Annotated in this window: 9 protein-coding genes and 4 pseudogenes; 6 read left to right on the plus strand and 7 right to left on the minus strand. The window is 38.2% G+C overall.

What is annotated here, in order from left to right; translation table 11 throughout:
* Positions 1 to 191 precede the first annotated feature (191 nt).
* The 4 genes from cas3f to CDG55_RS14515 all read right to left on the minus strand — a co-directional run bounded on the left by cas3f (position 192) and on the right by CDG55_RS14515 (position 6442).
* The gene (cas3f, locus tag CDG55_RS14500) at positions 192 to 3677 is read right to left on the minus strand and encodes a type I-F CRISPR-associated helicase Cas3f (RefSeq protein WP_087536692.1); all 3486 of its coding nucleotides are present in this window, start codon (positions 3675 to 3677) and stop codon (positions 192 to 194) included.
* Entirely contained in the window at positions 3674 to 4642 is a 969-nt protein-coding gene (cas1f, locus tag CDG55_RS14505; protein WP_087536691.1) for a type I-F CRISPR-associated endonuclease Cas1f, read from the minus strand. The genes cas3f and cas1f overlap by 4 nt, the downstream gene beginning before the upstream one ends.
* A 157-nt stretch (positions 4643 to 4799) precedes the next feature.
* A complete protein-coding gene (locus tag CDG55_RS14510; RefSeq protein ID WP_087536690.1) occupies positions 4800 to 5849 on the minus strand; it encodes an HNH endonuclease in 1050 nt (349 codons plus the stop codon).
* A 2-nt stretch (positions 5850 to 5851) separates the two neighbouring features.
* Positions 5852 to 6442, minus strand: a complete 591-nt coding sequence (locus CDG55_RS14515; RefSeq protein ID WP_087536689.1) for a class I SAM-dependent methyltransferase — start codon at positions 6440 to 6442, stop codon at positions 5852 to 5854.
* Positions 6443 to 6593: 151 nt separating this feature from the next.
* On the opposite strand from CDG55_RS14515, the gene CDG55_RS14520 reads away from it, so the two are divergent.
* Together CDG55_RS14520 and CDG55_RS14525 are read left to right on the plus strand one after the other, a co-directional pair.
* Positions 6594 to 6875 (plus strand): DUF4236 domain-containing protein, encoded by a 282-nt coding sequence (locus tag CDG55_RS14520; protein ID WP_087536688.1) that lies wholly within the window; start codon positions 6594 to 6596, stop codon positions 6873 to 6875.
* 178 nt (positions 6876 to 7053) lie between these two features.
* A pseudogene (locus CDG55_RS14525) lies at positions 7054 to 7412 on the plus strand (HipA domain-containing protein); the annotation flags it as partial.
* Between the two features lie 17 nt (positions 7413 to 7429).
* On the opposite strand, the gene CDG55_RS14530 reads toward CDG55_RS14525, so the two are convergent.
* Positions 7430 to 10777 carry a DEAD/DEAH box helicase gene (locus CDG55_RS14530; protein WP_087536687.1) on the minus strand — a complete coding sequence of 1116 codons (3348 nt, stop codon included), beginning with the start codon at positions 10775 to 10777 and terminating at the stop codon, positions 7430 to 7432.
* A gap of 415 nt (positions 10778 to 11192) precedes the next feature.
* Here CDG55_RS14530 and CDG55_RS14535 point away from each other — a divergent pair, with 415 nt between their 5' ends.
* Both CDG55_RS14535 and CDG55_RS14540 read left to right on the plus strand, forming a co-directional pair.
* Positions 11193 to 11456: a type II toxin-antitoxin system Phd/YefM family antitoxin gene (locus CDG55_RS14535; RefSeq protein ID WP_000557943.1), complete on the plus strand. Its 264-nt coding sequence runs from the start codon at positions 11193 to 11195 to the stop codon at positions 11454 to 11456.
* Positions 11443 to 11706: a Txe/YoeB family addiction module toxin gene (locus tag CDG55_RS14540; protein ID WP_087536686.1), complete on the plus strand. Its 264-nt coding sequence runs from the start codon at positions 11443 to 11445 to the stop codon at positions 11704 to 11706. Before CDG55_RS14535 ends, CDG55_RS14540 begins: the two co-directional genes overlap by 14 nt.
* Before the next feature lie 71 nt (positions 11707 to 11777).
* Here CDG55_RS14540 and CDG55_RS14545 read toward each other — a convergent pair.
* Positions 11778 to 11927, minus strand: a pseudogene (locus CDG55_RS14545) (IS5/IS1182 family transposase); the annotation flags it as partial.
* 51 nt (positions 11928 to 11978) lie between these two features.
* Positions 11979 to 12170 (minus strand): annotated as a pseudogene (locus tag CDG55_RS14550) (IS5/IS1182 family transposase); the annotation flags it as partial.
* A 103-nt stretch (positions 12171 to 12273) separates the two neighbouring features.
* On the opposite strand from CDG55_RS14550, the pseudogene CDG55_RS14555 reads away from it, so the two are divergent.
* Both CDG55_RS14555 and CDG55_RS14560 read left to right on the plus strand, forming a co-directional pair.
* Positions 12274 to 13321 (plus strand): annotated as a pseudogene (locus CDG55_RS14555) (IS3 family transposase).
* Positions 13322 to 13393: 72 nt separating this feature from the next.
* A complete protein-coding gene (locus tag CDG55_RS14560; protein ID WP_087537531.1) occupies positions 13394 to 15721 on the plus strand; it encodes a hypothetical protein in 2328 nt (775 codons plus the stop codon).
* Positions 15722 to 15793: the final 72 nt, after the last annotated feature.

Below are 15793 nucleotides of genomic sequence, written 5' to 3' on the forward strand. Positions count from 1 at the left end.
ATTCAAACTAAAAGTAACCATAACAAGTAAAATACAGATTTTTCTTTTATTCCACAAGCTATTTCTATGTAAAATAAAAAGACTTATCATTACTAAGTAAGGCACTACCATAAAGGTAGCTTAGAAATAGTTCCTTTTATTCAATCTGTTCACTGCCATATAGGCAGCTTAGAAAGCAAGGTTTATCAGGGTTATTCCCTGATAAATCCTAACCAATCGTGGTATTTCCACTTTTGCAGGTCTTCTAGCTTGGGTAAATTTAAACTTAAATAACGCCCACAATTCTCACTCCAAATTCTTTCATTTGGATTGACCTCCACATATTTCTGCAATGCCTGCTGAGGATTCTGATTTGGCCAACAATGAATCTGCGGATTGTTAGGTAGCTCAACTCGTCGAATTAAACTTTCTTCATAAAGCCAATTTCCCGTTTTATCGTTATAGGCATAAAGACCTAACTCGCTCTCTTCTTCCTCTGCCCTAAATGCCATTAACTTTTCTGCTTGTGATTGTCTAAATTGGCTCAAGCGTTGCAGAATACCTGTGTAATGAATGGGCGTGTTCCAAAAAGCATAGGTTGGAAATTTAATCGGTACACTTTTACTCACTCGCATATCAGAGCTAATTCCTTGCCCCAATAAAATTGAATGCATGCGATCATGTTCTAAATCAACTAAATTTGGATAACCAAATTTTTCATAATATTTCTTTAAGTAGTTTGCTCCCGGTTGTTGCAAACGTGGTATAGCATCTAATTGATCTAGATGTACTTTTCGAATTAACCCATTATCAACATTCTCAGCAGTACCATTTAAAAAATGTCTATCCGCTTTAAACTCGAAACCTGTCGCTTCAAAGCCTGGGCGTGAAAAACAACTTCGATCAGGATGTTTAAAATGTCGAATATTGGTTTCCATTAAAAATACATTTGGTTTGTTATAAGCTTCTATCCGATGGCGTCGCACCCTTCCAGAAGCCTGAATAATCGAACGCATAGATGATGGTTCTAAGATCATCCAATCATAGTCGTGATCTCGCCCCACCTCACAGACAGGCGAGGCGAAAACCAAAATAATATGTTGTTGTTCTGGATATCTTTTTAACCACCCCTTAACCATGGCATGATCGTGTGGCTGTTTAGCTTGGTTTCGATCTAAAATTTCGTCTAAATATTTTTCAATATTTGCACGCATTAACAATGGAAAACGCGAATGATAGACACAAATATGAATACGTATATTTGGATCAATTTGCTGTTTTAATATTTGCTGAGCAATCTCCGCCAAAGGATCAATATTGGCAAAACGTACCAAGCCTACGCTGTATTGTTTGCCTGTATCGGGATCTGTAATCGAATTTTCACGATGTGCAAGCATTGTTGTTTGCAGAATTTTTTCCGCAAATACTTTTTCCCACTTCTCCTGAGCTGATATTTTTCGGGGTAATCCCACCCATTCAACTGTACGTCGTTTAGTGTGCTGTGCTTGCTGATTTAAGAATTCAACACGTTGTTTAGTAAATTTGAGATGGGCTTTTTTAAAGATGTCGTTCGCTTGACTGTCACTGATATTTTGATCACAAGGAATGACCTCATGATAAATACTGCTTGGATTTTCATCAAACCACGCAGCAATAATCGGTTGGTCTGCTTGTGTACGATTGGCATTATAAAATTTTCGCCCTGAACTATACGCTAAATACAAACCATTAATTTCGGCAGGTGTTAGCGTTGCAGAGGACAATAATACCCGACTACCCAGTAAACCTGCCCAGTGTACTAAACGTGTCAATGCATAATAATCTTCAGGAGAAAAATCATCAGGTTCATCAAGTACCAAATCTGAAGACATTAAACGTAACATCGGTGCAATTTGTTTACCGCCACGCGTACTTTCAGTGGCTGGAATCAAATGATCTATCGTGCAACATAAAATAGGACTCATCAGCATTTTTCTAACTTGATGATTTCCCTTTAACCATTTGGCAAACATATGCTGCTGATCCAGAATGCCTTCGAAATCTAGCTCATGATCATCGTAATCCACATAACTTTCTTCATCTGTAAGACCATTTAAGGATTCTGAACCAATATTTTCTGCAATATACTGATTTTGTTTAGGATCAAGATTTTCTATATTTTCTTGTAAAATTTCAGATGAATCTTTCTGACTATAACTTTCAAATATTTCTTTAACTGCTCCGCCACCGACCATAATGGCTAAATCAGTTTCATCCAAATCGAGTTTTTGACGTAAAGCCTTACCTGTTTGCAAAGTTAATGTTCTAAGACCTAAAGCAATATTAAAACGTGCACCTTTTTCAGGATCAGCAAGGCCGTACATAATGCGGGTATTACCCAAGGTTTTGCCTCGACCTGTCGAAGCTAAATTCACACCAAAAAAACCATGATTTGGATAGTCTTTTTGTATTTTACGCGCCAGTTGATAAGACTTATCTTGCCATTGGTAATATGGATTATTGGTTTTTCCTTCCAAACTTTTTTGCTGAGGTAAATGATCAAACAAGGCATCTAATCGAGTCAATGCCCCCATAAGTTGCCTAACCGATTGACTCACTCCCACCAAATGATCATCTAGTGTTTGTTTTAATGATCCAAATTTATCTGTATTAGCATATCGCTCATAACTTGGATCATGCCATTTAGGATTGGCATCACAGCTTGAATAATAATGATCTGACAACATTAAGGTCAACCGTGAAATATGACTCACATACGGATCATATAACCCAATTGAATGAGGAAGATTCAGCAGTTGCATTAAATTTCCTGCACATGAATTTGCTTCTTTACACCACGTGTCACTATTGAAAGGAATATGCTCTTGCCGAATATCCCAGCATTTCTTAATTTCTTTTTGTTTACTGGTATCATCCTCTAAATATTGTTTTGGATAGCACCATTTAAAGTTTAAGTCATCCAAAACCGTTTTAAATTTGTTTGCTTCATAACTTGGATCCTTTGTATTTAGTATAGGTAAGCGATGATGTGAAACAATGAGCCATGCGGTTAGTTTTGCAATCGATGGTAAATTTTGAAAAGGCGAATTTGATACTTGGTCGATTTCATCTTTAATAACATTTTCAAACCACGAAAAATCATGACGTTTTCCAGATATTGAAGTTAGCTGAGAAATCCAATCCTTATCTGTATCGCCACAACTATGCACAAAAGCTTCAAATAATCTCAAAGAAATCCATTCATGTCGAAACGGATCTGCTACTGGTTTTTTATTCTTTAAAGCATTTTTTAGCTTTGCTGCAAAAAAAGGATTAATTTTACCAAAATCATGAAATAGTGCCGCGATACGAGTGATTTGACTAACAAAACTTGCTGAGTGCCAATTCTGATCACAATAATCTACTTTTAGCTGTTTTGATGTTCGATTGACTGGCACAATTCCTTCACTATTAAATTTGTTGTGATTGCCCACTATCCACAGCAACTCACTTCTACGCCTGCCCCGAATCCAATGACAACTTACTGCTGTACTTTTAGTCACAGTCTTACGCAACAATTTTTTAACTGAGATTAGACCTTCTTCGGTAATCACCGTTTGCCAGGTGTTATCTCCAATCCGATCAGCAAAAGCATCTAGCACACGCCTGGTTCGAGGAATCGCTTTCTTTTCGCATTGGCTAATAAACGTCACAATCATAATGCTTCTCCATCTACATCATGATTTTTACAAGCTTGTGCTTTAACTTGATCAAACATAAAGTCCAGACATTTATGCTCGGTAAATTTCTGCAAAATCTGCTGTCTAAATTCTTGTTCAGTCATTTTTTCTTTGGCGCAAATAAAGGCATAAGGCAAAACCACAGCATCCTTAATTAAATCTGCCACATCAAACACTAAAGCCCCTCGACGCGTCTTGCCATGCATGACTGCAAAACCGTGTGGAATTCCAAGTACCCAAAGTGTTGTCGCTGCTAAACCATAAGCCAGATAATTGCCATGATTTAAAAAATCATTGGCTAAATCACCTTGTTCAGGATTGCGACTAAAATCCTTTAAACCTGTACGAGTCGCTGCAATTTTATAAAGTTGCTTTGTGGTTGCAGCTTCTGCAAGTAGTAAGTCTCCAACTTTAGTTTGTTGTGAAATTCTTGCTGCATAACCCGTTAAAGCCTGTTGAATATCTAAATCATCCACATGAAAGGTATATTCTTTTAAATCTCGGTCTTTCGACCAAATCTTCTGAATATATTCAACTCGTGCCAATTGAAAATGTTTAGCAACATCTAAGCGTTTGGCTTCATCAAACCAAAATTGCATCCAACCTTGCATATACTCAGTTGGACGGTATTCACTTTGTGGTGTCATCCATTCAATTTCACAGCCCATAAACAAAGGCGTGCCACCTCCACCTGCAAAACCAACCAGAACACCTGCACTTGCGAGCATGCGCATTGCTGCTTGAGTAATTGATGTGCCTGTACCCAATAGAATCACTGTAGTATTGGCAATTGGAATATTCCAGTACTGATTTTCGTTTTTAGCCTCGGTCAGATAAAGAACTCGACCATCTTTCTGCATCACACGGCAATGTTCAAGATAGTACAAATTGGCACGTTTCGAATGTAATATTGCTTTTAGATCTGATGGATTAAGCTGTTCCATTCTTATCATCAATTATGAAGAAGAGTTATCCTTAAAATATCCTGTTCCAATAATTATTTAAACAAATTTCAGGAAATTAACGTCACATATTGACGCAGTCTTTTTTAAAGAATTTGTGTGATTCCTACAGTTAAAAATATTTTTAAAACTTAATACTTTAATACACTGGGGCTAATATCTTCTTCTCTTTCCCCCCTAACCAGACTAAATACTCATTCTCTATCGCCTGTTTATAAGCCCAATCAGCAACTCGATGTGAGCGTTGGAGATCAGTCAAAAAACCAAATTGCGAAATTTCCTGAGTAATCGCATGATTATGCAGATGATTACGTTCTCTCCATTGCTCCAAGAATTGCTCGGATGCTAAATAATTACTTTTCTGTGAATTACATTTGTCATCTGACAGAACAAAGTTATGTCCGGTATCGGCAGGATATAAAGACCATGGAATAAAATGATCTACAGCATATTTGGAATTTTTTAGGCTTTTGCCACAGTAAAAACACTGGCATTGCTGTAAATCAATTAAGAAGTCCGCGACCTGCCCCAGTTGATTGCGACTTGGGGCAAACATGAATTCATCCAGGTCAGGCAAACCATCCAGTACCACCAGGTTCTGCTTGTTTAGCCGAACGAAATCAATCCAGCGTTTCTGACACAACTCTTCAATGATTTCACTAAATTGTCTTAAGCAATACATCACCTTGGGCAACAGCTTGAGGGACTGCTTGGAATCTTCAAGATTATAGAGAAATTCTACGATTTGACCATTTAAATTCTGCAAATATACTACCGGCATTTGCTTTACCGTTGTCGCAACTGTTCGCTTCAGCCTGTTCCAGTAAAGTACATCCTTTCTCAACGCGGCCAAGGTCTTGAATTGTTGCTGTGCATTCTGAATTTCACTGATGATCTTTGCCTGCTTACCAGTGCTTTGATGAATAGTAAAAGGCTCATACTGGTTAAACTGAAACGGCAGTGACTGTTTCCAGTACAGGTCAATAAACTTTTCAGCAATATCCTGATATTCCAAATGCAAGGCAGCACCGGTATCTTGACCCTGTTCAATCGCCAGACGCGTGATACTTATCAGCAAAGCAAACTTATATGTCGAAGTAAATGCCCCTGACTGCAAAATCTGCTGAATATGCTTCAAGAATTTTAACTGTTCTTGAGGGGTTGGTATTTCGGCTATACTGAATAACATATCTAAGCCTGCACTTTTCTAATCAGAATATTAAGCCACTCTTCTGTACGGTCTGGACGTTTATCTACAGTAATCCATTGCTGTAACAGTAAAGCCTGATCTATTTGTTTGAGTAAGTCGTAAGCTTGCTGCTCATTCAAGTCAGTAAAGCTGCGCCCTTCTTTCTCACGGTCTGTATCGCCATATTTAAAAGACATATAACACACACCATTTGGCTTTAATGCTTTAAATATTCGCGCCAGTACTTCAGTCAGGCGATCTCTTTCACAGTGTAAAAGAGAAGCACAAGCCCAAATCCCATCATACTTAGCTACTTCATTCAGCTCATAAAAATTTTGCTGACGTACCTCGATGCCTGTCAGCTCTCTCGCCTTTTCAACCAGCTCGGCAGAATAATCAATTGCCTCAACTTGATAGCCTTTTTTCTTAAATGCCAGAGTGTCACGCCCAGAGCCACAGCCCAAATCCAGGATCAATGCCTGTTCCGGCAAATATCTTAGAAATGGTGTGTAAAGACTTTCCATCTCAACCTGATAGGTATTTTCAAAAAATGCTTGAGCATGTTGATTGTAATAATTTGATGTTTGATTCATTGTCTAAAAGCCAATATCTTATGTTAAAGAACATACTGATATTTCACTAGCTAAGTCAAATGATCAGTCCTATGAATGAATCAAACTTTTATTTCACTGTATCCGGACAACTGAGATAGAAACCAAACTGGTTCTTGTAAATGGAAAAAATATGGGCTTCAGATTTCGCAAGAGTATTAAACTGCTACCTGGATTAAAAATTAATCTGACGCATAAAGGCATCAGCAGTGCAAGCATTGGCAAACCTGGTGCTTCTTTAAATATTGGCAAAAAAGGCACCCGAACCAGCGTTGGTATTCCAGGCACAAGCCTATCCTATTCCAAGCACCAGCCCTATAAAAACAGAGTTGGCAACCAAAAAAATCCTATTCAGGAACAGCAATCGTTCTATACATCACATACTGAGCAACCCAAATCGAATGTCTGGATTTAGGTAATTTTTGGATTATTTTGTTTTATTGTCGGGGCTATTATTTTTTAGAATTAGCCGTCCTTTGTACCCATAACATTTATTCCGCTAGGCAAAATTAAATTCACTCATTACTATGGACGGATGTTAAATACAATAAAGGCTGCCGCTGATGTCTGATCATGACAGTACTATGGATTATGATGCACACTTAAAAAACTGGAGTATGATTTATCAGGACAAAAGACACCAAGATTATCTCCCGCATACGATATATTGATGACTAGTGTATATATTGAAAATGAGCGTCATTTCGCATTGAATCTTGCTAAAAATAAAGATTGGTATTTAGCTGAGATGAAACACTTTGAACAATGGGCTGAAAAAGTCGGTGTTCCATGGCGTGTTATTGAAAAACAACTTCACGCGATCATGGACAAAGCACGGTCAGTATGGCCAGTGCTATTACTAGACTTACCTATGATTTCTGCTCATAAAGAAAAATTAAGAGAACATTGGAAAAAATTGCATCCAGACTTTCAGATACTTACAGATGATTAGGGTAATCTGAAACCAAACTAAAATTTCTCAAACAAGTTCATCACGTCATTTTCCGTCAGTTTCGCTTCGCCCTCATGATCGGTACTTAGAATAGACTGTGCCAGTTCTGCTTTATTTTGCTGTAAGGCAAGAATTTTTTCTTCTATGCTTTTATTGGTAATCAGCTTATACACAAATACCGGCTTATCCTGTCCAATCCGCCATGCACGATCGGAAGCTTGATCTTCAGCAGCAGGGTTCCACCATGGATCATAGTGAATGACCGTATCTGCGGCAGTTAGATTCAGACCGACCCCTCCTGCTTTCAGACTGATTAAAAATACCGGCACTTGTCCAGACTGAAACGCTGTAATGACTTCATCTCGCTTTTTGGTCTTTCCAGTCAGCTTCACATAGCCAATTTCTGCATGATGGAGCTGTTGTTCAATCAGTTCCAACATTGAGGTAAACTGAGAGAAGATCAGAATTTTTCGCCCCTCTTCCACCATTGGAACAACCATATCCATCAACTGTTCAAGTTTGGCAGAGTGTGTCTGCCCAATTTTCACTGAATCCAGCTTTAGTAAGCTAGGATGGCAGCACACCTGACGTAGCTTCAGTAAGGCATCTAAAATTTGAATTTGACTACGTTTAAAGCCTTTTTCTGCCACAATTTTCTGAATGCTTGCCTGCATCGTGGCACGAACAGCCTCATATAACTTGGATTGCTGGTCATTCATATCAATATTGACTTCAATCGTGGTTTTTTCTGGCAACTCTTTGGCTACGTCAGTTTTCAAGCGACGTAAAATGAAGGGCTTAATCCGGTTGACCAACTTTTGTCTTAACTGCTGATCACCGCGTTTTTCAATCGGATGACGGTACTTTTTATTAAAAATTTCTTGTGAATATAAAAATCCTGGCATCAGGAAATAAAATAGTGCCCACAGTTCACCCAAATGATTTTCCATCGGGGTACCTGTTAGACACAAACGATGTCGTGCTTTTAATTGGCGTACTACCTGTGCAGCTTTGGCACGCGGATTTTTGATATTCTGCGCCTCATCCAAAATGAGTTGATGATATTCATATTGCTTTAGTTGTTCTTCATCTCTCGCTAGAAGCGGATAGGTGGTTAACACAATATCATAGTGCGGAATCTGCTCAAAATTCTGATGGCGGTCGGGCCCCTGTAGCAGCAATACCTTGAGCTCAGGGGTAAATTTCTCCGCTTCTTTGAACCAGTTATGCATCAGCGATGTGGGTGCAACAATTAAGGCGGGACTGTCCTGCAAATATCCAGCCTGCTTTTCCATGAGTAAATGGGCTAAAGTTTGTGCTGTTTTCCCCAAGCCCATATCATCTGCCAGAATCCCGCCATGCTGGGTTTCCCTTAAAAACTGTAACCAGCCTAAGCCCTGCTGCTGGTATGGACGCAACTCCCCCTGAAAACCTTGTGGTGTCGGCAGTTGTTGCTGATAGCCTTGTTTGAATTTCTGTACAAATTGCTGCAGGCGATCACTGACCTGCCATGTCATCCCAAGATTATGCTGCAATTCTAATAATTGACTCGCATCATAGCGATCAATACTGCGCTCTTCTTGCTGTAAAATGCTCTGCAGATGCAACAATATCGGCTTAATATCCCTAGCAGATAGAGCCAAATCAGGTTGATCAACTGCAGTTTTTACGGTGAAAATTTGACTGTCATGCAGATGAATAAAAGTCCGCGGATCAAGTAAATCAGGATTTACTCGCACCAAAGCTACGAGCGCATCAAGCAAATTATAAGAATTGCCTGCACTGTCTTGAACCGTCGCCCCGATATTGAACCAGTCCTGCTGGCCTTCAGATTCAGTGATGGAAATATTTAAATTTTCAACATATTGCAGGTTAAAGGGGCTGTTTTCCAGATGCTCTATCTGCCAGCCCATCAACTCAATTTGATTGATGGGCATCAGCTGTTTGATCCAGTCTCCATAGAAAGCAAAAACCATAGAATCAAGACGTTGTTTATCCAGTTTTAATTGCTGGTCATAACTAAGATCTTTCACCCACTTCAGTGATTCGACCAACAGCTGTAAACGCTGGATTGACTGTTGTTCCTGAACGAAGTCCCGAAGCTGTCGCACCATTTTTCCATGCTGCTCACCAATAAAACTGTCACCTGATGTACCTGCTTTTATTCGCCCACCAGCATAGGAGAATTCAATTTCAGCACAAACAGACTCTTCCCATTTCCAATCAAATGTATCTAAAACACCGAAGCGTAAAATTGGCTGGGGACTACCCTCAAGGACATCAATATGCTGAACAGACTCAGGCTGAGGCAGATTTTTCACATCTGAATATTGATGAGTCAGTTTCTCAAACTCTGGCAAGAGCATAGATGGAAGATCAGGCATCTGTAAAAAATGGTACAGAAGATTTGCCGTATATTCACCATATAACTGGCCCACCGTGTTCTGTTGAATATCCACATAACATGGTGGATGGCTCGCGAGAATCTGAATATGAGGATTTGATTTTAAATCGAGTCGAATATCACCATTGACCAATTCAATATTTAAATGCTCAGTCTGTTGTTTAGCCCCTTGTTCCCATCTAAATTCGATGTTGTAGCCTTGTTCTGACCATTGAAGTGCAGTATGGCTCTTTTTTTGCCAGTACACATCGCCACTTTGAATAAAAGATTTGAAATGCTCCAATAAAATTCCGGAGATATCAAGATTGCTTTGATAAAAGCGTTCGTCACTGTTTATTTTGGCATAATAATAAATCTGGTTAAATAATTGTCGTTTTTGTTCAGGTAAAGTCAGATGCTTTCTGGTGATATTTTCATATTGGGTATAATAACTTTCCCCCGCAATTGAGCCGTTTTTATTGCGTCTGGCCTTCTGAACATCAACTGTCAATTTCTTTAAGCTGACAGACTGATCTAGCAGGTAAATTAAATAATTGTTTGTTTTGACAGATTGCTCTGGTTCAGTCTGTTGTAAATACCGTTTAAAATCATTCAACCAGCGCTGTGCCTGATCATCCCCCCGTAGGCGTTTTGCGATTCCCTGCGGGGATTGAGAGTCAGCATAACGCTGCTGAAATTCCTGACGATATTCTTGAAAGAATAACCGCGCTAAAGCAGCAGCATGTTTACAGTTATATCCAACCGGACAAGTGCAGTCGTCATCGATTAAACGGTCTTTTTGGGGATTATAGGTAATTGCAGTATCGTAATAATCTGTCCCTTCAATTTGGGCATACATCGTAACCCCGTCTTTGTCCTCAAAGAACTCAATCGTTTCCCTATCAATGTGTTTAGCATAGCTCAGACTGCGCTGAAGAGTTGCAGTACTAAAGCGAGATAGAAAATTGATCAATGAGGACATGATTACCAGATACTAAAAATGTTTATACAATTATAACGGACAAAGCTGTCATTTCAGAATAGTGGGGCTTTGTTGCACAAAGATTTATAATTTGAAGCATCCCCCAACTCACTCAAATTTAAATTATAACTCGCTATCTGGTAGTGAACTTTGGTGTTTTCTATTGGCTGGGGCTTTGTTGCATAAATATGTAAGCAACTGATTTAAATAAATTTAATTTTGGATTAAAAAATAATCAAAACTTTTAAAATCATATAGTTATGAAATCTTTATGCAAAAAAGCCTATTTGATATAAAACTGTTACACAAAATTGACAACATGTACAGAATCCTGTACATTTTAGATTATAAAGTTCAATCACTATCATCTAGTCAGTAGCGTTTTAATACAGCTTACTTTATGAGGGAGAAATATATGCATGTATTTACATATACAGACGCACGTAACAACTTAAAATCTGTTTTAGATAAAGTTATTGATGATGCAGATGTCGCTTTCATTACAAGAAAAGAAGGCGGTCATGCTGTAGTAATGGGACAAGATCATTACGACAGTTTAATGGAAACGTTGTATCTCCTTTCATCTCCAAATAATACCACTCGTTTAAACGAATCAATTGCTCAATTACGCGCAGGTAAAACCAAACAAAGAGAGTTGATTAAAGATGACGAGTCGTAATGTCGAATGGACTGAAAATGCCTGGGATGAATATATCTATTGGCAAACACAGGATATAAAGATACTCAAACGTATCAATACCTTAATCAGAGAATGTCAAAGAACACCCTTTGAAGGAACTGGAAAACCAGAACCTTTAAAAGCAAATCTTTCAGGATTCTGGAGCCGTAGAATTGATGAGAAGCATAGATTAGTTTATGAAGTGACGGATGAACGAATTTCCATTGTTCAATGTTGGTTCCATTACTAATAATATTCCCTATTCTTAGTATGGGAGAATATTTTATAAGTACTTATTGACTAGATCTCTTGCGAAAGTGATTATTTCAACTTTATCCGGTTTACGAGTGCAGCAATTAAGTTAATGCGTAAACTGAATCTTTTCCGTCTATTTCGATAGTGTTCACTTAATATTCTAAATGTTTTCAATTGACTATTAATGTGTTCGATCACAACTCGTATTTTTCCAAGGCTTTGTTGCATAAAGATTTTAAAGATAGAGCCTTCCTAAGTTATTCAAATTTAAGTGGCAACTTGGGTGTGAGGTCGGCCGAGCTCCGTAAACTTATTTAAGATGGCCACACGTGCATGAATCTCGTTGACTTGGCTATCAAAATTCCGAGCATTGAGTTTATCGCCTAATAATTTGATGCAGTGCATCTTGGTTTCTACCAGACTTCGCTGATGGTAGCCCGACCATTTTTTCCATAGTGTATAGTGTCCTGCCTAAACGTTTAATAGAGAGATGGATCAGGAAATTTGAACAACTCCTATAAGTGATATTCTGCTCCTCAAATGATGTTATAAACATCAATATATGGAGTATTTTATGGCACGTAGACCAAGAAGAAATCATTCAAATGATTTTAAAGCTAAGGTAGCACTTGCTGCGATTAAAGCAGAAAAAACACTTGCTGAATTGAGTGCTGAATTTGATGTTCATCAAAACCAAATTATTGACTGGAAAAATCAATTGATCTCAGCTTCCTCGCAAGCTTTCGATCAATCAAAAGCTCCATCAGAACCTCCCATTGATCTTAAAAAGTTACATGCAAAAATCGGTGAGCAGGCATTAGAAATTGATTTTTTAGAAGGTGTGTTGAAGAAACTGGGCCGCTTCAACCACAAAAGTTAATCGATCACTCACTTCAGATATCAGTATCTAAACAAGCTAAGTTACTGAAAGTCTCTCGGGGTTGTTATTATTATCGCCCAAAACCTGTTAGCTCATCAGATCTGAAACTGATGCGGTGTATTGATGAATTACATATGCAATATCCTTTTGCAGGTAGCCGTATGATGCGTGATTTGTTGAATCGTCAAGGACATCATATAGGACGACGTCATACACGTACTTTAATGAAGAAAATGGGTATTCAGGCGTTATATTGCAAACCAAATTTAAGCCAGGCTAATCAAGCTCACCGTAAATATCCATATCTGCTCAAAGGATTGGCTATTCAGCGCAGTAATCAAGTGTGGTCTACGGATATAACGTATATCCCTATGGCAAAAGGCTTTGTTTATTTATGTGCTGTGATTGATTGGCATAGCCGCAAGGTACTTGCGCATAGAGTATCGATTAGTATGGAGGTGGATTTTTGTATTTCGGCTTTAAATGAAGCGATTGAAAAATATATAGTAAAGGTCGATGGGTAGATAATGTGATGGTTGAACGATTATGGCGGAGCGTTAAATATGAAGAGGTGTATCTCAAAGCTTATAGCAGTGTTACAGATGCGAAAAAGCAATTGAGTGCATATTTTGAGTTTTATAATTTGAAACGACCTCATTCGAGCCTAGACAAAATGACACCCAATGAGTTTTACTATGATCAGCTACCCCAACAAAACAAGGTGGCTTAACTAGAGCGGAATATCACTTATAAATACGCTTTTAGTTGTTCAAACAAGTGGGACCACCTCTGGGAGAAGAATATGAACAAGAAAATTTTATATGCACTGATGTGTAGCAGTGCTTTGTTAGTGATGGGTTGTGGAGGCGGCAGTAAGAGTAATAAAGATACAACGAATAATTCCCCTAATCCTGCCCAGCCGAATCTAACGACTTCAACAGCACAAGTTACTTTCGCTAATACTGTTTCTGCCCAAACCACAGCAAAAATCACAGAAATCGTTTCACCTGTTGGAACTTCATTAGCTTCCAGTCATCAGATCGCAACAACTCAACAAGAAACGCTGGTGACTGCTTTAGATGAAAGAGGTGAGATTCGTTTAGCAGGCATTACCACTGCAACGCAACCTTTACAACTTAATGCCGAAAGTACCGCAATCGCCTTAGTACGTCTAGCCATTCAAGCTCCGCAGGATGTTCCGATGCGTGACGTGAATCAAAAAATCAAGACTGCTGATGAGTTTGCCAAATTAACCCGACTGATTCAGACAAGTCTGGATAAAGGTGAACTAGCCACAGATTCAGAAGATGTATTGGTTAGCATCCTGACCGTTACCCAGCAAGTGGTGACTGCGTTAAAAATGCCTGCAACGGCAACAAAGTCACTGGTACAAGCAAGAGCATTACCGATTGAACCAGCAGTTGAGTCTCCCTTTCCATTTTATTTAATTGACAATGCAACCAGTTCCGTGACGATTAATCAGTCAGGTCAGCTCATCAATAATATGCCGATTGCATGGTCAGCACGTAGTACGACCTATCTTGGCAAGCCGATTATTTCTGTCGATAGTGATGCAAATGGAAATATTGCAATTCCACCTGCGAATTTTTTTAATCGAACAGGGAATGCAGTCAAGGATATGACGATCTTTGGGGCATTGCTCAATTACTTTTTGGCAAATAATGTGACCATTCCATCGGATAATGGTAAGAGTTTTGAACTTACGCTGGAACAAACTGAACAGACCCGTAAAGCAAATATCTATGATGTTTATAATCGTATGATTTTAGGTGTATTGGATATTGCATCAAAAAACAATGATACAAAGTGTGGAGCTGCTATTGGAAAAACATTATTACAGGGTGATAAATTTAAAGACTTTGCCGTATCCGAAAATCCTGATGATGGCATGGCGTGGTTAAATGATACAAGCTCTGCCAATTTACTGGCATATATACAGAATAGTACCACTGTTGCAAATGGCTGTGCCGACACAGTTGAACTCAAATCTATGATTAAAATTGCCAAAACTAATTTTTCTTTTCAATATAAATTATTTAAAGCAGGTTTAAAAGTATTTAATAAAGTAAACCCAATATTAACTGCATCGGAATATGCCAGTATTACAGAAAAATCATGGTTTGTTTATAAATACTGGAATGGTGATGAGAATGGAAAGAAAGTTGTTCGTACCGTCTGTATGGGAAGTTCATTCTTCGGAAGTCCAGTCATTACCAACTGTGCAAATAATTTTGAGCGAAAAGACAATAATGAGATTGTCGCAACATTTGGAGCAAAAATTCCATTAGATGACCTTGCCATCATTGCAAAGGATAGAAATGATAAAGAAACTTTAATTCCCAATAGCATTGAATATAAAACAGATACACCTGATCTTTTAAAAATTAATAAAGATAGTGATGGCAAAGTGACTCTGGAAACATTGGGTAAATTAGGCGAAGCATCATTGACGGTATTTGACTCTACAACTAATGTTAAAAATGAAAAGCCGATTAACATTAGTATCGTTGAAGCGAAATTAAATCCCTCCTCTGCCAAGATTAAAAAAGGTGATTCTTTTACATTTAACTTACAGGATAATAAAGGACGGAAAATTAAATATAATGGTAATACTTATTGGGAAAGTTTAAATCCAGAGATTGCCAGACTAGTTTTATTTAATGAAGAAACGAAAGGAAGTTCTTTAACCGTACAGGGTGTAAGTAAAGGCATAACGGATATTGTCGCCAATAATACTACATGGGGAAACTGGTTTGGGGCTACGGTTGAAGTGGTTGAGGAGGAAAATCCAGATATTAATTTAGGTTTAAGGGTGGAAAAAGGTAGTGATGGCATTGTATCGCATGTAGTCTACTATATTATCGATTCAAAATACACTGAAGAAAATCCATACATTTTATTGCGTTTATGCTCTGAGTATTCAGGTTATGTTTTAGATAACGATGAGCCTCATCAGTTTCAAACTAATTCAGGATGTAGTGGCTATGGCCATTTCCCTGTAATGAATAATGGTACTTTTGGAAGCTGGTCGGGATATACTAATACTAATTTAAAATTAACATTCTATTTCAAAAATGGAGAAGTGATTGAAAAAAGTATAAATTGGTAGCTAAATAAGTGCTTTGTTGCACCTTTTTATGGTGAATGCTAGATGATTTAAAATTGGACTAGGGGCTGAATT

This window comes from Acinetobacter sp. WCHA45, from assembly GCF_002165255.2.
Lineage (GTDB): Bacteria > Pseudomonadota > Gammaproteobacteria > Pseudomonadales > Moraxellaceae > Acinetobacter.

What these genes read in the sequence shown, in the direction of transcription:
- cas1f (WP_087536691.1), bottom strand. Translation starts at nt 4,642, where the DNA reads ATGGAACAGCTTAATCCATCAGATCTAAAAGCAATATTACATTCGAAA.
- CDG55_RS14515 (WP_087536689.1), bottom strand. Translation starts at nt 6,442, where the DNA reads ATGAATCAAACATCAAATTATTACAATCAACATGCTCAAGCATTTTTT.
- CDG55_RS14520 (WP_087536688.1), top strand. Translation starts at nt 6,594, where the DNA reads ATGGGCTTCAGATTTCGCAAGAGTATTAAACTGCTACCTGGATTAAAA.
- CDG55_RS14510 (WP_087536690.1), bottom strand. Translation starts at nt 5,849, where the DNA reads ATGTTATTCAGTATAGCCGAAATACCAACCCCTCAAGAACAGTTAAAA.
- CDG55_RS14560 (WP_087537531.1), top strand. Translation starts at nt 13,394, where the DNA reads ATGAACAAGAAAATTTTATATGCACTGATGTGTAGCAGTGCTTTGTTA.
- CDG55_RS14530 (WP_087536687.1), bottom strand. Translation starts at nt 10,777, where the DNA reads ATGTCCTCATTGATCAATTTTCTATCTCGCTTTAGTACTGCAACTCTT.
- cas3f (WP_087536692.1), bottom strand. Translation starts at nt 3,677, where the DNA reads ATGATTGTGACGTTTATTAGCCAATGCGAAAAGAAAGCGATTCCTCGA.
- CDG55_RS14535 (WP_000557943.1), top strand. Translation starts at nt 11,193, where the DNA reads ATGCATGTATTTACATATACAGACGCACGTAACAACTTAAAATCTGTT.
- CDG55_RS14540 (WP_087536686.1), top strand. Translation starts at nt 11,443, where the DNA reads ATGACGAGTCGTAATGTCGAATGGACTGAAAATGCCTGGGATGAATAT.